Origin of the sequence: Hungatella sp. SB206 (genome assembly GCF_051132295.1) — a bacterium.
GTDB lineage: Bacteria > Bacillota > Clostridia > Lachnospirales > Lachnospiraceae > Hungatella > Hungatella effluvii.
Genome location: NZ_CP096603.1, coordinates 6,892,280 through 6,912,253 on the forward strand (window position 1 = coordinate 6,892,280; position 19,974 = coordinate 6,912,253).

Here is a 19,974-nt window from a genome sequence, read left to right on the forward strand (position 1 = left end):
AATCTCTTATAGAAATGCACGCCATATTTGCTTATCCTACAATCTTCCAGTTATTATCCTTATGTAGCACAAGTTCATACTGCGATACCTGCGTCGCTTTTGTCTGATTATCAAGGAACTTCACGGCAACCTTGACTTTTACATTGTCCCCGTCCTTTGTAAAGATAGGGTTTACCAATTCAGAATAAAAGTAGTCCCTGCCGATAGGCTCAAGCACATTTCCCGATACATAGTAGGCAAGCTCTTTTTCTGTCGCTGTCGGGTACAGCTTAAAGAATGTTTCCAGAAATGCGGTAGCGTCATTGACAGTATCAGCGTCTACACTTGCGTCTGTTTCTGGTGTCTTTGGCTCATAGTCTGATTTTTCGATTGCTGGTGCAAGGGTAGGGTTCTGAACGATTACCATATCCCCGTCAGCGTCCACATGGACTTTTACCGTATAGGTTGCTTTCACATTGTTTGTCTGTTCTCCGTCTTTTATCTGCTGATCTACTTCGTAGGTAGCAGAAAAGGTGTCCGTTCTCGATTGCTCGATATGCCATACAATCACATCTGTAACCGTGGAGCTGGTCGGTATATCGGTTCTAATGGTATCCACATTCAAGTCCTGCAATTCCTTTGTCAGATAACCGCTGATTGCCTGCGTCCTTGCTTCAATCGCTTCTTTGCTGTTATTCCATGTGTAATAGGACTTCGCAAAGTTCTTCACGAAATTTTCTATCCCGTTGGTGTCCTGCAAGCGAAGCTCTATGATTTCTTTTTCATGGGTGGTGTGCTGGTCGATAGCCGTAAAATTCTTATACACCCCAAAGCTCACGCTTGCGATAAGCACCACCCACAACGCAATCACGGTTTTCTGATGTGTGCCTACCTTGACGGTACGCACCTTTTTTTCTTTTGGTTCTTTGATAGTTTCTGTCTGTTTCTTATTCTTCTTAAACATATTTTCAAGTCCTTTCTATTGTTTTACTCGTCCTGCACCGATTAAGTGCTGTTGCCAGTAACTACTACTTAGGTCTGCATATCCTATCGGGTCGCCTGCATGGTACATCTGATTATTTCCTACATAGATACCGACGTGTGTTACATAACTTCCAGCGTTATAAGTGGAATGGAAGAATACCAAGTCCCCAGCCTTTGCCTGCGAAAGTGGCAGATGTTGGGTTGCGTCATACTGTGCTTGTGCCGTTCTCGGCAGGGCAATACCAGCTTTTCCATAGCACCATTGCGTTAGTCCCGAACAGTCAAAGGAAGTCGTAGGAGAAGAACCGCCATACACATATTTCCAGCCTTGATACTTCAATGCTTCATTCATTACCTTTTGTGCCAGCTCTCCCGATACCTGCGGAACAGTTAAATACTGATTGACTAATTCGACGTAAAATTGATTGCCATACTGATACCGCCAGCCCCCGTTCTTCGCAACGGCTATCGGGTTGGTGTAGGTTACTTTCTTTCCGCCCGATTTCTCACGGGCGAAGCTCTCTGCAAGATTGTATGTATGTTTCTTTCCTTTTCCTGCCACATATCCCACATAACCACCGCCATAGTTATAGGACTGTATCGCTACATTCAAATCGTCGATACCTTGATTTTTGCAGGAAGAAAGCAGGGACGCAAAATACTTACACCCCTGCTTGATTGAGCTTTCCGTATCTAAAGAGTTGGGCGGTAGTCCCAAACTTTCCGAACTTTGCATAACATCTTCTGCCGTACCGCCACTTTCTACTTGAATGATAGCAAGTAGCACATTGACATACTCGGAGATACCGTTTTCTCTGGCGTATTTTTCCACCATAGGCTGATGTTTCAAAACTTCTGCGGATAAGTTCATACCCGTAATGCCAGAAGAAAAGTTGCTGTTCTCGTCGTCGCTGTCCGCACTAATCAGTACCCCAAAGAAAAGAACTATGGAAAAGAGGACAGGAAACAGACTGCCGATAAGAGCGATATGTTTCAGTTTCATTTTTTCTTCTGTCCTTTCTTCGTTACAAGGTTACGGTTTTTCTCTGTGGTCTGTTGGTTCTTCTGGACGCTCTGCGTCTGCTGAACCTTTGTCCTGCGGTCTTTGGTGTAATTCTGGTGTGTTTCCTGCGATACCACTTTTTCTACATTCTGCCTATGTACTGTCTGTGTAGGCTGGGTTGCTTTCTTATTAAAAGTACCAGAAGATAACGGACGCTCTTTGATAACATTTGCTTTGACTGGCTCACTTGCTTTTGAAGTGGTCGCTGTGGCAGGGCGTTTGATTTCCTGCATTTTCTCCGCACTCGGCTTTGGAATGGTCGAAGCTGTGGCTGGTCGCTCATGATGACGGATAGCTCCCGTTGTCGCTGATCCGTCAGCCTTTCGCTGTGTCTGCCTTGCTTCTTGTACTTTTTGAAGCTCCATACGCTTGTCAGCAATATTCTGTCTATGCTGTACCTGCTTTTCCAATCGTCCCGTCTGTCTGGACTGTTGCTCCTGCACCATACCACGCTTGAAGTCGGACACGCTGGACTTTGCCTTTTCCTTTGCGGAATACACCGCATAAGCGGTCTGTGTCGGCATATCTTTGATATTCTCTTTGACACCATTTGCCTTGTCTTTCACTTTATTTTTCGTATCTAAGACAGCACCTACTTTTGAGCCTGCACGCTGTCCCATGCTGGAAATGGTATTGCCCCGATTTTCTTTAGAAGCAGTATTTTTTCTTTCAGCCCGTTTGCCAGAAACGGCACTTCCAGCCACCGCACCAGCCACACCGCCCGAAATACCGCCAGCACTTACAGCCCTTGCAATACGGTGTTCCATACGTCTAGCCCTACGTCGCATGAACAGATACGGTCTGCGGAAAATTCTTCGTCCCATGCTTTGACTGTCATTAGCGTTCAAAGAGAACATACTCATTAAGTCGCCCAGCTTCATGTAGATACCAGCGAAACATACTATCTGCAAGAACGTCACCATAAAGAACGGATAATCTGTGGAGATGTTATAAAACATACTGGAAATGCTGAACGCCACCGTTACAATGAGCGTTATTCCTGCCCGTGTCATTATGGTATTAAATACCCTTACGATTGCCTGCTTTGCCATGCTTTCATAGCTCGGTATCATAGAGAGCAAGAAACTAATAGGCAGGAACATAGCGAAGATAATAAAAAGTATCTGGCTAAATAACATCATGCCCGTAAGCAAGAATACAAATATCGTGATACCTAAGTTGAAGAACAGCAGGAAGAACACCATACCTAAACGGTTTACTACCTGCGGTATCGTTAAATTGTTGTTGTCGTTATCCTCGATTTCTGTTTTCACGACTTCCTCTCTGGTTTTCCCGTCCTCGTCCTCTGGGCTTGCCGATACAAGAGCTTCTACACGGTCTGTCCCGATTTCCTCTGCGTTGCTGTTCCCGAATTGCAGAAGTAGCCACGGCTGTTCCACTTGAATAGAAAATAGGCTGTCCCTTATTAAGTCCACGCTGTCCTTGCCCTCGCTGTCAGAGTTGGGGAGCATGATTTTTGTTCCCAAATCCAAAGAAGCGGTACTAATATCACTTGAAAATTCATTTATTTTTTTGATGTAGTCGGGAGCATAGGCAATAAAGGAAGCCGACAGCACAAATACCACAACAAAGTTAATAACAGCGTGAAGTGCCTTGCTGGTTTCCCGTTTTATCAGTCCCGTATAGGCAACATACATTCCCACTACTAAGATAATGAGAAGCAGGAAACCGACATAAAAGCCCGTGGAAGAAAAGCCGTTCTCGGTAACGCCTGCAAGGGTCTGTATGCTCTGTCCGATACTGTCTGCCATATCGTTGATGAAGTCCAGTTTATAGGCTTCCTGCACCACATAGCCCGTTGCATTGCTCAAATAAAGGCTTATCGTCCAGACAAAGTTGGTAATACAGTAAAGCCCGTACTGCACCGATTTTCCAATCCCGTCCAGCCAGTTCCACGGTAGCCAGCCCCAGCTATTATCCACATAGAAATCAAGCTGGTAATTGGAAAGCGGATATTTTGAGTACAGATTTTCTGTATTGACAGTGTCGTCCACAAGCCCCGTCGCATGAGCCACCGTCCCAAGCAGAGAGAGAAACACTATGCTGATAAAGATTGCCAGCACAGCCACTTTGACAAAATGAAAGAGCTTCCGTTTTGTCAGAAGCCCCTTTAGCCTTTCTTTCATCACTCCACCTCATTTCTTTGTACGGGCGGTCTGGTATCAAAGGCGTGTAACAGTTCTTCAAAGACTGGGTGTATCTGTACCACCCCGACACGCCCGTATAAGTCCTGCAATAAGCATTGTCCGTTCTCCAAATCACGAAGCCGTTTCTGGTTGTTCTCGTCGTCCTTGTCGATACCGAAAAATTCTAAAGTCTGCTTTATCTCGTTGATGTCGGTACTACGAAATGCAAACTTCAAGCCGATATTGTTTTTCAGACTTTCTTTTGATACGTCGCCAGATGATTGTGTAACGAAATAAACGCCTGCCTGCATAGCTCGTCCAGCACGAACCAGCTTATTTGATAAGGTTTCTCCTTGTGCCACATTTAAGAACGCCCACGCCTCGTCCAAATCTACAATCTTAAAAATGCTTCTGTCCGAATGAATAAAATCAAGGGCAAAGGTACTAATGACAATCAGCATAGACACCGACAACAATTCAATGGTCGTGTATTCCTCAAAGGTGGTATCTTTATCTGGCAATACTAAGTCCGCTACTTGAATGATATTGAGCTGGTTATCAAGGCTGATAGCATTTTCCACCGTACCGTCTGAAAACAGCAGGTGTGCAAAGTCGTAGTCCGTGAAGCTGTCGATATGGTCTGCGATATTGCGTGAGATAGCAGTATCTTCCTTTCGCAATTCCTCAATAACGTGTAACAGTCCTCTATTTTCACTCTGGGTAACGGAACGAACCGCCTTACGAAGTACGGGGAATTTTTCGCCGTCCCTAGAGGAAATACCCGTAAGGAATGTCAAGATGTCGATTGCCAGACTTTCAGCGTCTTTTACATTCTTCATAATCACAAACGGGTCAAGAAGTCCTGCATTATCTTTATCGCTTGTTAGGTTTACGATATTGATTTCATGGGCGATTTCTGGAAGTGTTTCTTTCCAGTTTCCACGCTCACTTTTAGGGTCTAACAGAAGTGCTTGACCGCCAAACAGCACCGCATAATATACAAGTAGATTGTTGCAGAATGACTTTCCACCGCCAAGCGAACCGACAAAAGCAGAAGCAAGGGCATTTGTAACTGTTCCTTTTACGCCCTGCGAAGCTAAAGACGGTTGCAGGTACACATTTCTTCCCGTATCAACGGAATACCCCATGTAGATACCCGTGTTTTCCCCTAACTGCTGGGTTGCCCCGAAGCCAAGTCCTGCCAAGAAGTCTGATTTTACATACTGCACATAGTCATTGATATATCGCTTGCTTGCAGGTAAAAATTCAGAATGAAGCCCCAGCATATCCCCAGCAGGACGCACTAACTTCACATTCAAATCGTCATAAAAATCTTTGACTTCATCACAACGGCGTTTCAGTTCGTCCAAATCATCAGCACAGACACGCACCACATAAGAGAGCTTATACATACTTTCTTTTGTCTGGTCTAAATCAGTTTCCAGCTCGTCCACGCTGTCTAAAGCGTCTACCACATTTGAGCTGGTTTCATTTCCTGCTTGATAGGCGTGATTATCCAAATCTTTCAATTCTTTTTTCTTGTTTCGTACTGTGGTAAGAGCCTTTCTGTTCTCCACGATTTCTACATTCATAGAAGTATCAACGGGGAATATGAATTGTTGTTGCTGGAAATAGAAGATTTCACTTGACGGAAAATCAAGCTCCCCGACAATCGCATTGACGGTAAAATAGGACACATAGCTTTCCTTGTCCTCATGTTCCAAGCGTAAATACCGCTGGCTTTCCTCAATCACACACCTTGTCGGACGGATAAGGTCGTAGTATTTTATCAGCGTTTCTTTTTTGTAGTTCTTCTTTGGTAGCTGGTACTCATAATCTTCATAAGCGACACCGTCCCTGCCGTAAAGATGTTCCATGAGATACCCAAAATCATGGATTTCCAAGCGACGCACCTTAAAGCGACGGGAGATTTTATTTTCCAATAGCTTTTCCATTTTCATATAACGGTTGATTTCATCATTCGGCATGGAAACAAAGTCATTCATCAGTGTGTGGTTCACTTCATGGAGAAATTCCTTGAACGTCAGCCATGCCGATTTTTTGATGTTCTTCAGATTGAGCTGTTCTTCCGTAACCATGAGCTTAAAGCCAAGAAAAAAGCGGTAGTCCACTTGATTGTCCCCAATCATAGATACTAACGCTTCGGTCTGCTCGTCTATCTTCTGGTAAGCAACTTCCTTTAATTTTCCCGTTACCAGCTTCTTTGACTGCTCCTGCATACTTCTAATTGAGCTTTCTGTGGCAATCTGCAACGCATGAATTTTTCCCTCACGGGACTGTGCGATTAGCTGTCGAAAACTGTCATGCACGATAAATTTCTGCTCTGCGGATAGAAAAGAATAGTTGTAGGGTATCAGCTCATAGTAAGCGAACACCTCATTGTCCTTGTTCCAGACAATGTTGTTGTCAATATATTTTATCGGGAACATAGTTCACACTCCTTACTGCCGTGATTGTTTCATTCAATATCTGCTTATGCAGTTTTACGGCTTTTCCTGCATAAGTGATTTTAGGTCGCAGGGCATAGGTTATCTGTGATTTCAAAAAGCTGTACGGCTTCTTTCCGTCAAAGGTTTTCTGCGACATAAACCAAGTGAGAGCTACGGGAATACCGAAGTATTTGAGAAATGCTCCCTCAATCATGGAAAATGGGGGAATATCCCCAAACAGAATGATGATAAATTCCGTAATCACAAACCATGTAATCTGTGTAAAAGTAACGGGAAAGGGTAAGTTAAAGTCATTGATTGCATACAAGACTTTTTCCACGTTCCAGATACCCGTATAAGATTTAATCTTTTTCAAGTTCTTTCAGCTCCTTTCGTAAGTTCTTCAAAAAGAAAAGGACAGCCATTTCAGACCCTCCCTTAAAAGAGAAATACGCTGTCAGTAGCAACCATGCTTGTTGCTGATCTTCCAGCGTTAATATGGTATCTCGCACATACCTCGACTTGTTTCAATGAAGCAACCGCCCATATCCAAATCTCGCCCGTAGGCTTCATAGTCAATGTAGTTCTGTAAGCTGGGTGGAATATCGCCAAGTGCCTGCAATTCGTCTATGTAGTAGTAGGCAACGTCTGTCATGGTTTCACAGTCGGGATAATAATAAATATCGTCCTTGTGTTCCACGACTTCTTCCAGCGTCCCATAGTGGCTGATAAATTCGTCCAGACAATCTACGATATAGTCGGGAAGTTCCTCTATCATTTCATACATCTCATTGAGTTCATCAATGGAAACATACTCGCCAATCGCAATGGGGAAGTTGTCGGTATCATGGATTGCGTATTCCTCATACCGCTCATTCAAGCCGATTTTTTCTTTTACATCTTCCTCGTCAATAGGGAAAGTGAACCAAGCCCCCACTAAATAGCCCTCATTGTATTTGCCAAGATTAGCAATATAAACCGCCATATCATCAATCATAAGCACCACCTCATTTCCTACTGTGGCAGTTCAATGATACCATGTTCTGTGACTAAGAATTTCCCGTGTTCCTGCAAGTGAGAAGCATAGGCTTCAAAATCAAAATAGTATGCTTGACAGTCCTCGGATAAATGCTTGAATGTCGGGTCGTTCATCAGCTTTTGCCTTGCAACATCTATCATGCTTTTGCAGTCGGGATAAACGGTAATCACGTTCCTGCAAATATAAAGTGCTTCTAAATTCTCAAACACGGTAAGAAGTGCAATATATTCTTCCTGCATATCGCTTGAAAGCTGGCGGTACATATAATCTAATTCGTTGAGCTGGTACACGCTTGTTTGTTCGTGGACTTCATCAGCATAAGGCAACACCTTTTCGATAATGCGGTAATCTTGACTTTCTGCACCGACACCTAACTTTTCTTCAAACTCGGCAACATCTATCGGCAGGTCGAACCAGTATGATGTTGTTTCTTTGCCAGTTGTTCCTCTCGTTTCCACCAGCACCCTTGTTTCCTGCATTGTTCCTCACGTCCTTTCTGTTGTTTCATCACATCTTTTAAGCTCTGGTACGACATACCAAACACATACTTTGAAAAATCTTCTAACTGTTTTATATCATAATTCGTAAGCGGTAATCGCTTCATTTCATGCCACACTTTACGCTTGTAAGAGGGCAGGTTAGAAATATAATCACAGCCGACGTTTGCCTGCATATCCTTAAAAATATCGCTCATTTCATCACTCCAATCTGATTTTAGGTAAGAAAAAAGCAGTCAATCCTAAGACTAACTGCTTTGTGTGTATGGATATAAAATCTAAATTCTATTGTATAACTTTTCTTAGCCAATTATCTCTAAAGAAAATCTGTTCGTTAGTATGAAACCAATGTTCTCCGTCATTCATAACGGTAAGATTTGCACAATGTCTATCAATAAATTTATCTACCGTTTGACGTGATGTAAGATTATCATGTTCAGCATACAAAATTTCGGTAGGCGTTTTCCAATTTATCGGGTTTTCCCGAACAAAACATAAATATTCCCACGATAATGTTTCGCCAAAATCAGTTGGTATTTCTTTTCTTTCAGAAAGTTCCTTTTCAGACACATTCGCCCAGCTCATCATATCTACTATAAGTTGTTCCATATCAAGTATAGGCGATATGAACAATGCTTTTTCAATCTTGAAATTCTGTAATGTGTGCATTGTAAAATAAGCTCCGATACTATTAGCAAGTACATATATATAGTCATATTTTTCAGATATCTTATCGTAGACTTCCATAATTTCATTTTTTACAATCCACGGGAAATAGTCATTATAATCTACTCCAAAAACATCAAAATCTAAACAAATATTTTTGAACTGTTCGGCTTCAAGATAACTTCCACCTTTACCATGAACATATATCATTGCTTTCTTCAAAAGAATCCCTCCATAAATCAAAATTTTATATATCCATATTATAACATTCACATATCAGCACCACAATAAAAATTTATGCACCGATAATCTTGTTGAACAGTTCTAACAGTACATCTTTCACACCGCCAGCATTGAACACCAAACCGACAGCAATCAAGGCAACTACCAAGAAGCCGATGAGCTTTGAAAACTCACGCTTGAATCCCAAGTAGATCCCGATAACCACAATCGACATAAGCACTAAGCTCTGGGCGTTTGATAAAAACCATTGATACAAATTTTGCCCGAAATTCATGTTATTTGTCCTCGCTTTCTTTTAATTTCTTCATTTCACAGTCAGCTTCTTTGCCAACACTTAAAATACACATCAAGGCTACGCCGATACCCGTTCCAACAGATACCAGCAGGAACTCTTTCAATAATTCCCACATTTCTTCATCACTCCTAACTTTCTACTAAATCTTTTGCAGGGGTCGTCTGCTGTTTGATTATCGTTTCATGCTTTTCTGTGAGCTTTGCCTGCTGTTCGATAGTTTTTAGATAGTCCGTACCATTACCATAGTCAATCCTTTTCAGCATTTTCAAAGTCGGTGCTACCTGCCTTTGCACCCAACGCAATGTACGGTCTAAGGTGTAAGGCTCTGGCTTTGTCGTCAGTTTTAGACTTTGCCGATTATCGCCAATAAACCAAGCCCAGCGATCGTTGAGTTTCCAATCATTTTTTCGCTTATCTGGTTCTTCATCAACAAACCGCACATACTGGTTGATGATAGAAAAGGCGGTCTGTTCTGCGTCATAATAGGTCAGCAAATCTCTTACTGCATAGTAGGCTCGTTCATTACGAAGCCGTATCTCAAACCGATTGATAATGTCGGCTTCATCAAGCGGTGTCCCTAACTTGACGTACTGCTCATAGTCCTTTTCATAGATACAGAAATACACATCTGATTTCAGCGAACCAAGATAAAGGGTACGACCCATATATTCTCTGTCGTCCTCTCTGTGCTTGATAAGCTCGCCCGACTGGTAAAACTTATAACTTCTGGACTTTCCGATATATTCCCGTTTCCTACATTTTTCCGCAAGCTCTGGAATATCCAAAATGCCCGTATGGTCGTTGATAGCAAGGTCGATACGCTTCATCACGCCATCGTCTACTAATGCGTCCATGAGAAAGTCATACCAGCTTCTTTGTTGTGCCAGCAGATAACTTTCAAACTGTCGGCAACCACGCCCCTTTAACTCTAAAAGGACACCTTTTTCTTCGTCAGCCGACGTATAGATAAAGATGTCCCCTAATGAATAATGCTCCGTATAACTGTAATGTCCGTAATCTTCATGGAGCATATAATTGATATTAAGTTTTAATATATCTTTGATGATGTGCTGTATATCCAGCGTGGGAAAACGAATTTTCACATAGTCAAACAGCATGGTAAGCGGTGCTTCTGGATTGAACCTTGCCAGTTCTTTATGCAGAGTATTAAGAAGTTCCTTTGACGGCTTCATTTTTCCGCTTTCTATCTTGTTGAGATATTCCCTTGTGATACCAGAAGCTACCGCCAGCCTGCCTTGTGAGATACCGTAAGCAATCCGCTTCTCCCGTAATTCTTTTATCCATTGTTCTTCATTCAGAACCATACCCCCAATCTGTCATGTGTGAAGTTTTTTAAGGCGACTTCACAACTGATTTTTGCTAGAAAATCATGCCAGAAGCCTTATGTTTCCTATATTTTTCGTCTATTGTCTATTTGCAAACGTACCCCTCTGTTAGATACCGAGGGGTTTTACCTGCTGGCGTGGCTTACGCCACACCAGCAACGGCTAGTCCGTGCCGTCGCCTTTCGCTTCGCACGTCGCCGTCCCGTCCTGCCTTGCTTGTGCAAGAAAACCGATTGTCTGCAAAAAATCATGTCCTTTCGGGACTAAAGGCGTGTAAAATTCGCTGATAACGCTTGTTCCTACATCACAATAGCCACGCCCCTTGATACGCTTCTGGAAAAACTGCTTTTTCACATCTGAACCGAACAGCATACCGTAGCCTAATTCGCTGATACGCCCCAATCCCACACGGAAGTTAAAATTATCTCTGATACCGTCCGAGAAATACTTTGCGTCTGGTCGCTGGCAGGCAACGATAAGGAAATAACCTGCTTGTCGTCCTAACATGACGATTTTCTTTAACTGGCTAAGTAAGCCCACACTTTCTTTTGTCCCCAGCATTTCAAAAAACGCCACATATTCATCAAAGATAAGAAAGCAGGGTGGCAGTCCCAGATAGGCGTAATTTTCGCCCGTCTTATAGTTCGGGTGTCGTTTCATTTGCTCGCTTCGCTGTACCATGCCCTCATAAAAAGCATTGACACAGTCTATCATTTCTTCTTTGGTGTGATACACGTTTCCCATGACTGTTCCCAAGTCTGCTAAGTCCGCATTTTTCGGGTCTAAGACGTAAAGGACAGCGTTGGTATGCAGTAAGGCTTCAATGAGTGTCAGCAGGAAATAAGTTTTACCGCCACCCGTCCCACCAGCAATCAGAGCGTGAGGGAGTGCGTCATATTCCCAGACAAGATTTTTCATCAATCTAAGACAGCCGTTTTCTGCCCGTACTTCATCAATGGTAATGCGGTTCGCTATCATATCATAAAGCAGGGTATATTCAATATAGCCGTCATGCAGGGTCTTGTCGGTTAGCTCACAATATAAGCCACTTTCCAATTTGTCCTCTAACCGTAAAAGCTGGTCTTGATATTTCCCCAGCGTAATTTCACAGCGGATATGAAGCAGTCCCTTTTCCATTTGATAGTAAATCTTCGGAAACCAGACGATTTTTTCCCTTGATCTGCTTTGCAGGTCAGTAAAAAAACCGCTGTCTTGTACGGTATCAGCTTCATACCACTTGTTTTCCAGTATCATTCGTGCCAGCTTTTGACGGTGCAGTAGCTTTTTGAAACTGTCGTAACAGAAGCGGTAATACAGAAAAGCGACCAATGCACAAACACCAGTCGCTATCAGTATGGTTATGAAGTTGTAAAGGGAAAGCGTAAAGCCATTGTCTAATAAGCTGAAATGTTCCCAGTCGGTACGCATGAGCTGTTTTGTATTTAATAGCAGGATAACCGCTACGAACACAAACAGGAGTGTCCCCATTGAAAAGCGATAGACAAGGTTCTTATCGCTGGCTCTGATACGGTGTCCTTTGTTTAAAATCATTCTCATAAATCAATCACTCCTTTCTGGGTATGAAAAAAGCAGTCAATCGTATAGACTAACTGCTTTGTGTATATGGGGATGAAGTTGTCAAACTGAAATTTATCGCATACAGGCATTGACAAATTTCATAGGTACGTCCATGCGTTCTGCTACTTGTTCTGGTGTCATTCCACTATTTAAGAAACGCTTGCATACTATTTTCATGTTTTCGCCAACTTCGATAATATGTTTATCCGGGTCATAGAAACGAACAACACGCTGTCCCCATGAATGTTCTACAATAGGGTGGACATATTCAACATCACATTCTTTCAGCTTATCCGCAAATTCATCAAAATTATCTTCTTCAAAGTAAATTTCAAAGTTATTGCCACCAAAAGAAATATCGCTTTTCCCGATAAAGTCTTTATATGTTTCAACTGTCTGCAAAGCCAAACCGCCAGTTAAAGTTTTATTTGCTCCAAAATCCATAATCACATGAAGCCCAAAAACCTTTTTGTAAAACTCGACTGATTTGTCTATATCTGTTACTACCAGCATAGGATTTTTCAATTTCATTTACATTACCTCCACAAGTTCTAATTTAACGCTCATATTTCATAGGTGTGTATCTCATACCATCAGATACTTGTTCAATGTCCAAATCCACAAAGCCCAACTTATGATAGACAGGAACTGCATACGGAGAAGAATTAACAGTAATGGCTTTACTTTGACTATTTTCACAAAGATATTCCCAAAGTTTTCTACCAATACCTTGTCTATGGTACTGGGCTTTAACGAAGAAACAACAAATATGTTTTCGGTTATCATTTGTAGCAATAACACCTTTTAATTCTTTATTATCGTATGCTCCCCAAAATTCTAAAGTTTTAATTATTTCTTTATTATCTATAAAATCTTTGAATGACTGAATACCTTCCTCTGAATAATCGGGAGCTTCAAATCGTAGAAATGTTGACCAAATCAGGTCAATGGCAAAATCAAATTGGGTTTCATCTATTTTTTTAATTTCCATACAAAGCACCTCGCTAAATTCCAATTTTTGCTTATGAATGTATCTTGTTCTTTATACGCAAACAAGCTTCTGTGTGCATAATCCAATGTCTTGAAAACGGCATTTGAATTAGTTCACAAATATCTTTATTACACCAATAATCAATCAGCCAAATTGCTTTTTCATTGTCGTTTACTACATTCAACGATTCTAAGTATCCTTTTCTTTCTTCCGGTATTTTTCTTTTCAATTCATCATAAGATAACCGTTCAAGCATTTTCTCAGTACTTTCCCGTACTTCAAAGATATATGAATATAATTCTTCCAGATTAAGCTGTTTTGAAAAGTCTGCAATCTGCTGTTTAATGAGTTCATTTCCTGTTGTAATGATGGGTGAATTGATACGCTCTTGATAATTGCCTGCAAAAAATACTTGTTCATCTTCATTTATCACTGTATGCACAACTATATCTTCAATGCGGAAAATATGCCAAATAGAATAAGCAATCGTCTTACTATGGTAACCATCAGCGTTTATGAAGGGGATTGAGTTAAAAGATTCTCTGCATAATTCCTCTTTGAAAGATACTAATGTTTGCATTAACTGACTTCGTAAACTAAATAAAGTATCAATACCCATCTTATAAGTATCTTTCTTTTTTATTTGTGCCTGCATTGTTTTATTAAGTTCAGACCATACCTTATTCATATTCAATTCCCTCTCAAATTCTAATTTGTCCGTTTCTTAATATCTATATTATAACAGTTCCATATATCCGCTACAATGAAAATCTAGTTAGCAAGTCTATTTTTTCGGTTGTCCCTGCGGATTGTTGTTCTGTGGATTTCCTGCATTCTGGTTACTTTTATTCTTCAATACAATATCCTCTGCTTTTACATACCAGTCCACATCTGCACCCGTATAGGTCTTTCGTGATACCGTATCAGCTACTGGATTGACAAGCTCCACAACTGCATTGTAAGGAAATTCCCTTAACGGTACTTCTGGCGGTACAGATACGGGGATAATTCCACCATGCAGACTGCACTTCAAATCATAGATACGCTTTTTAAGCTGGGTACTCGGTGTCCCGTCCTCATTCTGCAAGAACACATCACGCACCGCTGTAAATTTTAATTCTCCAAATGTTTTCTCTTTGTCAATGACAAAACCGTTTGATAATCTCATAATTTCTTCACTCCTTTACTTTTCTTCAACTGCTACAATATCATCAGCAACTAACACATAATCGGTATGTCCCATATCCCCGATTGCGTAACCTCTGCCGTATAACTTCGGATTGACAAGTTTTACTTTCTGTTCATACTTGAACTTCTTTTCGCCAGCCTGCACGGGAATTTCCACGACAACATTTTCGCCTTTCTGTACGTCAGAATAAAGGTTATAGCTTCGTCTAGCTATGACCTTGCGGTTGTTTTTATCCCTTTCAAAGATAGGCTCACTTTCGCCTGCAAATTCAAGAGTTCCAAAAGACTGTGCCATATCTGGCACGACATATTTCATTTCCATATTGTTTTACCTCATTTCTTTCTATTTTTGATTAGTTGATTGATTGTGATTTCTTATTCTGGCGGTTCGGGAAGTACCAGCAATCCCACAGATAGTAAAGGGTAAAATGTATGCTTACGCTCCCTTGACTATCCGTGTTCTTGCAGGTGGGTGGCAGACAAGCCAGAATAAGCGGAAGTCTGCTGTTTGCCAGCTTCGGCGGAGAGCGTGATTTTCCTTTTCTCATATCGTTACCGCCTTATGATTTCTTCATTTTACGGCGTTTGTAAAGATATGTTCCAGCCAGTCCACCAGCAGATGTAAGCAACATCACAAGAAACGCCATGACATTTGTGGTGTCGCCCGTTTTGGGACTGTCGCTAGGTCTGCTAGGCTTTTCTGGTGTCTGTGGTGTTTCGGGTTTCTCTGGTTCTTCTGGGACTTCTGGCTTTTCCTTAAAGGTAATTGTCTGTCCCTCGTCCTCAATGTCCTTATGCTCGGTAACTTTCTTCGGCTCGTCTGGATTGCTTAAATCGTACAATTCTTCAAAAGTTACAAGCTGTTTTCCGTCAAGAGAAGTAGCGTCAAAGGTAAAGGCAACTTCCACTTTCATAGTTTCGCTGTCAGCAGTAAACGTATAATCACTTTCCACACGTTTTCCATTGATAAGAAGCTCGGCATTTTCTTCTTTCAACATCTGCCAGCCTACAAGTTTATACTGTGTACCGACTTCCAAGCCCTCTAAGGTTACGGTATCAATGATTGTAACGTCTTTTCCAGCTTCAAGCTCTTTGTTGCCGTCCTTATCAGTAGCAGTCGTATGAATTTTGATGATACGCTCTGTGATAAGTACCGTCTGCCCGTCGTCCTCAATGTCCTTGTGTTCCGCAACTTTTACGGGTTCGTCTGGATTGCTTAAATCATATAATTCCTCAAAGGTAACAAGGTTCTTGCCACCTAAAGCAGACGCATTGAATGTATAGGAAATTTCCACTTTCATAGCTTCATCATCAGCGATAAAGATATAGTCATTTTCTACACGTTTCCCGTCAATGATAAGCTCGGCGTTTTCTTCCTTTAACATCTGCCAGCCTTTGAGCTGATACTTTGTGCCTTTTGTAAGTCCGTCCAATTTAACGGTATCAACAATCGTAACCTCTTTTCCTGCAAGGATAGTCTTTTCGCCGTCCTTGCTGGTCGCTGTGGTATGGATAGAGATTTCTTTTTCGTATTCATCAGTCAAAGTCCCTAAATCAATCACAAGGTTATTTCTTGATACCACGATTTCAAAAGGTGGGATAAGTTCAAAACCTTTGTTGCTGTCAGAGCGTAATTCTTCAATGATGTAAGTATCATAAGGCAACGCACCTTTGCTGTCGTCTGGTTCAGAAGTTCCAAACCACACACCGTCCTCGCTGGTTTTTCCTGCGTTGGTATTGTGCTTATGTGAAGCCCAGTCAGCAGAAGTAGAGAATTGCCCGTTATCATCAGTTACCACAACATGACTTTCGCCCGTCGTCTTGCTTGTGATCCTAAAGGGAACATCAGCAAGACGCTTGTGTGTGCCTGCACCAATTTTCACGCCCTCAATATCTCCACGCTTAATCTGATTATAGATAGAATGGGCTTCGTCGGTTAAGTCCACGATTTTTCCATTTTCTGTGATTGTAAAATCAATCGGCTTTGCACCGTCTGTCAAGTAACCGTTTGGAGCTTCACTCTCAACGATACGGAAATTTCCATAAGGTAAAAGGTCGGCAGAAGTAGAAGCGATACCCTCAATATCTGTACGAATTGTCTTTACCACTTCATTTTTCTTGTATAGCTTGCCCTCAACCAAAACAGAATTATCATTTAAGGAAATGATGTCAAAAGCAGTATCTTTCAAAGTGGCACTTCCTTGTGGTTTGGTATCGCCCGTTTCTAAATCTCGTTTCTGAATTTTCACACCGCCACGGATAACCTTATCTGATACGGAAAACTGGTTACTTCCAGATAGTACGGCAAGGTCGCCGTCCTCGGTAATCTGTGTTACATATAAGCCCTTAATCTGTTCGGACTTATCGCCAGCCTGCATATACGCACCGTCTAACAAGTAGCCGTTTGGAGCTTTTGTTTCTTCAACGGTTAGCGTCCCAAGTGGAAGAACCGACTTACCGTCCTGCATATAGAAGCTGTCGCCAGATACCTTGTATGCGTCTGCTAATTTTGTGATGTAATGGGTTGTCCCGTCGCTGTCAGTTTCAGCGATTGTCTTTGTAACCCATGTACGAGTAGCTTCGGCAGGGAGATTTCCTGTATTGTAGAAACCAGCATAATACTTCCATGTAAATTCCGCACCTGCCAGAGAAGCGTTCCCTTGCGGATTGTCTTTCTGTGTTTCCATATCAATCTTGAAAAGCTCAATCAAAGTGTCCGTTACTTTTGGCGTATCAGATACTTTCAAGGTCGCTGTTTCGCCAGCTTTGATTGTCAATGGATAGATTCTTTTATCCACTTTATATCCTGCTGGTGCGGATAATTCTTTGATATAGACTGTACCTGCTTTTACCTCTACAACATCTGTATTTCCGTTATCATCAGTTGTAAGGGTGGCAAGCTGTTTCGTGCAGTCCTTATCAGAAAAGACACCGTATGTTGCACCAGCGATAGAGTAATTCCCGTTACCGTCCGTAATGCTGGCATTACTGGAAGTCTTTTGCAGTTTCGCATTTCCAACATTGAGTTTCGCCCAGAATTGCCCCAATTCCTGCCCTTCGCCAGAGTAGATATAACCGCCACATTCATAGCGTCCTTTATTCTCTTTGACAAAGGCTTTTGCACCAGCGAAAACTTCGTCCTGCGTTGCCTTTGGAATTTCATCATAAGAAGCTCGCACGTTATCACATTGCCAGCCAAGATGTACGCTCAATCTCTGCCAGACGACGCATTGTTCCAACAGATAGACTTGTTTGTAGTTCAGTTCCTTGTGAGCTTCGCTATACTGTTTGACATACTCTAAGGATAACGCCACATCCGAAATCTGGTCGGCACTCATGCGTGTGCTTGCGTCAGCTCTGGTCTTGTAGCCATTCTTAAAATCTGTATTGATGTCAATACAATAGGCAGTTTCGCCCTCAACTTTCATCATGCCCTCATTGAATGTAGAACCGATAGAACCGTCATTCATTACTTTTTCAATGATACCGACACGCTCTGCACTTTCCGTCCAGTATTGCTTGCTTTCTGCATGAACGGGTGTACTCCGTAAAGCAGTAACGACAGTTGCAAGAGCTAAGAAGCCCGTACACAATCGTTTTAATATCTTTTTCATAAATCTAATGCTCATTTCATTTTGGGTAAAAAAATAGACGCTCATTTCTGAACGTCTTACATTGAAAAGGGATACTTTTTTAACAAGTACCCCTTAAATTCAATATTTAATTTGTTGTGTTCCCACACTCTATATCAACTACTACCGATACATTGATATAGTTCTTTATCTCTTTATTTCTGATTTTATCGCCCTCGCTCGTAAAGACGATATGCTTGAAAAAGTGCCTAAAATTAAGGATTTCTACATAGTTCGTCTTTGTAGCAACACACAAGTCTCGACATGCCCCGCATGCGGAAACATATCACACCCTCTCACCTTCACCACCTCATACCCTCTCTCCGCCAGATACTTCATATCCCGCGCGAGCGTAGCCGAGTCACAGCTGACATAGACCACCCGTTTCGGTCCCATCTTCACGATCGTATCCAGGCAGACCTCATCACAGCCTTTTCTCGGCGGGTCCACGACGATCACATCGGCATATACCTGATTTTTCTCATACTCCCGGGGCAGTACCTCCTCCGCTTTTCCGACGAAGAACTCCACGTTCTCTATCCCATTAATCCTGGCATTCTCCCGGGCATCATCGATAGCCTGCGGCACGATCTCCACGCCATACACCTTCTTCGCCTTCTGTGCAAGAAATAATGATATGGTGCCGATCCCACAATATAAATCCCACACGGTTTCTCCGCCAGTCAGTCCCGCATATTCCAGGGCTGTGGAGTAGAGTTTCTCCGTCTGCACCGGATTTACCTGGTAAAATGACAGCGGGGAAATGCGGTATTTCACGCCGCCGATCGAATCCGTAATATAACCCGGCCCATAAAGGTTGATGACTTCATTTCCAAGTATCACATTGGTCTGATCACGATTTATGTTAACCGAAATACTCGTCATTCCCGGTATCTTTAACAGCTGCTCAGTCAGCTCATCCTGATGGGGCAGGCTTTTTCCATTGATCACCTGACATACCATCAGTTCGCCGGTATGAAATCCCTTTCGAATCAGGGTATGGCGGATTAAGCCTGAATGTGATGCCTCATCGTATGGTCTTATATGGCAGCGTTCCAGATGATTTTTGATTATCTTCAGTATCTCTCTGTTTTCTTCAATCCCCAGCAGGCAATCCCCGTTTTCAATAATGGCATGGGTCCGGCCTGCATAAAATCCGGTTATAATCTTACCGTCCTTATCAAGTCCCCAGGGAAACTGTGCCTTATTGCGGTATCTCCATGGCTCGTTCATTCCCATGATGGGCAGCATCGGAACCTCATCAAATCCGCCGATTCGTGTAATATTATTATAGATTTTCCGTTCTTTGTAAGCTAACTGTTCTTTGTAGTCCATTGCCTGGAGCTGACAGCCGCCGCACTGGCGGGCCACCGGGCACCGCGGCGTCACACGGTTTGGCGACGCATTGATAATTTTCTCTAAGCGGGCGAAGCCATAAGACTTTTTTGTCTTCATTACCTTGGCTTCCACCTCGTCACCAATCACCGCATCCTTCACAAACCAGGTGTAACCATCGGTCTTGCCGATTCCTTCACCTGTATCTCCCATATCCTCTATTGTCACCTGAATCCTGTCATTCTTTTTCCATTCCATATTAATCGTTCTCCCCGATTCTTCTATACGATTCGATTTAAATCCAGCATATATGAATTTCTTTTTGCTAAGTTTTATTCTATCCTCTTTCCTTTCAATACGCAAGAAATATCTCCGTCCCTGCCAAGTATCGAAACTACACAGCAGCAGCATTCTTCCAGATCAGACCTCCAAGCCAGACCTCCAAACCACTGATTCATATCAAAAACGGCTGTATACGAGCGCATTTCATTACGCCCTTACACAACCGTCTCTTACGATTCTAATTATCAGTTCTTCATCA

21 protein-coding genes are annotated in these 19,974 nt (G+C 42.2%); all 21 read right to left on the reverse strand.

Going from position 1 to position 19,974, the window contains the following annotated elements:
- Positions 1–31: 31 nt before the first annotated feature.
- Positions 32–943 carry a conjugal transfer protein gene (locus M1L66_RS30700; protein ID WP_434689430.1) on the reverse strand — a complete coding sequence of 304 codons (912 nt, stop codon included), beginning with the start codon at positions 941–943 and terminating at the stop codon, positions 32–34.
- Positions 944–958: 15 nt separating this feature from the next.
- Positions 959–1,966, reverse strand: a complete 1,008-nt coding sequence (locus tag M1L66_RS30705) for a lysozyme family protein (RefSeq protein WP_434689432.1) — start codon at positions 1,964–1,966, stop codon at positions 959–961.
- Positions 1,963–4,173 carry a CD3337/EF1877 family mobilome membrane protein gene (locus M1L66_RS30710; RefSeq protein WP_434689434.1) on the reverse strand — a complete coding sequence of 737 codons (2,211 nt, stop codon included), beginning with the start codon at positions 4,171–4,173 and terminating at the stop codon, positions 1,963–1,965. The genes M1L66_RS30705 and M1L66_RS30710 overlap by 4 nt, the downstream gene beginning before the upstream one ends.
- Complete coding sequence (locus M1L66_RS30715; RefSeq protein ID WP_434689436.1) at positions 4,173–6,623, reverse strand: ATP-binding protein; 2,451 nt, start codon at positions 6,621–6,623, stop codon at positions 4,173–4,175. Before M1L66_RS30715 ends, M1L66_RS30710 begins: the two co-directional genes overlap by 1 nt.
- Positions 6,601–6,999: a conjugal transfer protein gene (locus tag M1L66_RS30720; RefSeq protein ID WP_434689438.1), complete on the reverse strand. Its 399-nt coding sequence runs from the start codon at positions 6,997–6,999 to the stop codon at positions 6,601–6,603. Before M1L66_RS30720 ends, M1L66_RS30715 begins: the two co-directional genes overlap by 23 nt.
- A 117-nt stretch (positions 7,000–7,116) precedes the next feature.
- Positions 7,117–7,620, reverse strand: a complete 504-nt coding sequence (locus tag M1L66_RS30725; protein ID WP_434689440.1) for an antirestriction protein ArdA — start codon at positions 7,618–7,620, stop codon at positions 7,117–7,119.
- A 17-nt stretch (positions 7,621–7,637) separates the two neighbouring features.
- Complete coding sequence (locus M1L66_RS30730; RefSeq protein ID WP_434689442.1) at positions 7,638–8,141, reverse strand: antirestriction protein ArdA; 504 nt, start codon at positions 8,139–8,141, stop codon at positions 7,638–7,640.
- On the reverse strand, positions 8,060–8,356 hold the full coding sequence (locus M1L66_RS30735; RefSeq protein WP_032544559.1) for a hypothetical protein: 297 nt from the start codon (positions 8,354–8,356) through the stop codon (positions 8,060–8,062). Before M1L66_RS30735 ends, M1L66_RS30730 begins: the two co-directional genes overlap by 82 nt.
- Positions 8,357–8,444: 88 nt before the next feature.
- A complete protein-coding gene (locus M1L66_RS30740; protein WP_032544560.1) occupies positions 8,445–9,086 on the reverse strand; it encodes an alpha/beta hydrolase in 642 nt (213 codons plus the stop codon).
- Between the two features lie 34 nt (positions 9,087–9,120).
- On the reverse strand, positions 9,121–9,342 hold the full coding sequence (locus M1L66_RS30745) for a hypothetical protein (RefSeq protein WP_003060793.1): 222 nt from the start codon (positions 9,340–9,342) through the stop codon (positions 9,121–9,123).
- A gap of 1 nt (position 9,343) precedes the next feature.
- On the reverse strand, positions 9,344–9,478 hold the full coding sequence (locus M1L66_RS30750) for a DUF3789 domain-containing protein (protein ID WP_434689447.1): 135 nt from the start codon (positions 9,476–9,478) through the stop codon (positions 9,344–9,346).
- Between the two features lie 13 nt (positions 9,479–9,491).
- Complete coding sequence (mobT, locus tag M1L66_RS30755) at positions 9,492–10,688, reverse strand: MobT family relaxase (RefSeq protein WP_434689449.1); 1,197 nt, start codon at positions 10,686–10,688, stop codon at positions 9,492–9,494.
- 183 nt (positions 10,689–10,871) lie between these two features.
- The gene (locus tag M1L66_RS30760; protein ID WP_434689451.1) at positions 10,872–12,266 is read right to left on the reverse strand and encodes an FtsK/SpoIIIE domain-containing protein; all 1,395 of its coding nucleotides are present in this window, start codon (positions 12,264–12,266) and stop codon (positions 10,872–10,874) included.
- Positions 12,267–12,359: 93 nt separating this feature from the next.
- Positions 12,360–12,818 carry a VOC family protein gene (locus tag M1L66_RS30765; protein WP_095905707.1) on the reverse strand — a complete coding sequence of 153 codons (459 nt, stop codon included), beginning with the start codon at positions 12,816–12,818 and terminating at the stop codon, positions 12,360–12,362.
- A gap of 25 nt (positions 12,819–12,843) precedes the next feature.
- Positions 12,844–13,278 (reverse strand): GNAT family N-acetyltransferase, encoded by a 435-nt coding sequence (locus tag M1L66_RS30770; RefSeq protein ID WP_095905708.1) that lies wholly within the window; start codon positions 13,276–13,278, stop codon positions 12,844–12,846.
- Between the two features lie 31 nt (positions 13,279–13,309).
- Positions 13,310–13,966 (reverse strand): phage head-tail adapter protein, encoded by a 657-nt coding sequence (locus M1L66_RS30775; RefSeq protein WP_434689454.1) that lies wholly within the window; start codon positions 13,964–13,966, stop codon positions 13,310–13,312.
- A 96-nt stretch (positions 13,967–14,062) separates the two neighbouring features.
- Positions 14,063–14,446, reverse strand: a complete 384-nt coding sequence (locus M1L66_RS30780; protein WP_434689456.1) for a YdcP family protein — start codon at positions 14,444–14,446, stop codon at positions 14,063–14,065.
- Between the two features lie 15 nt (positions 14,447–14,461).
- Positions 14,462–14,788: a YdcP family protein gene (locus tag M1L66_RS30785; protein ID WP_021376968.1), complete on the reverse strand. Its 327-nt coding sequence runs from the start codon at positions 14,786–14,788 to the stop codon at positions 14,462–14,464.
- A gap of 31 nt (positions 14,789–14,819) precedes the next feature.
- Complete coding sequence (locus M1L66_RS30790) at positions 14,820–15,014, reverse strand: hypothetical protein (protein WP_434689458.1); 195 nt, start codon at positions 15,012–15,014, stop codon at positions 14,820–14,822.
- 12 nt (positions 15,015–15,026) lie between these two features.
- Positions 15,027–18,080: an SrtB-anchored collagen-binding adhesin gene (locus M1L66_RS30795; protein WP_434689460.1), complete on the reverse strand. Its 3,054-nt coding sequence runs from the start codon at positions 18,078–18,080 to the stop codon at positions 15,027–15,029.
- A gap of 243 nt (positions 18,081–18,323) precedes the next feature.
- Entirely contained in the window at positions 18,324–19,691 is a 1,368-nt protein-coding gene (gene rlmD / locus M1L66_RS30800) for a 23S rRNA (uracil(1939)-C(5))-methyltransferase RlmD (RefSeq protein ID WP_434689462.1), read from the reverse strand.
- Positions 19,692–19,974: the final 283 nt, after the last annotated feature.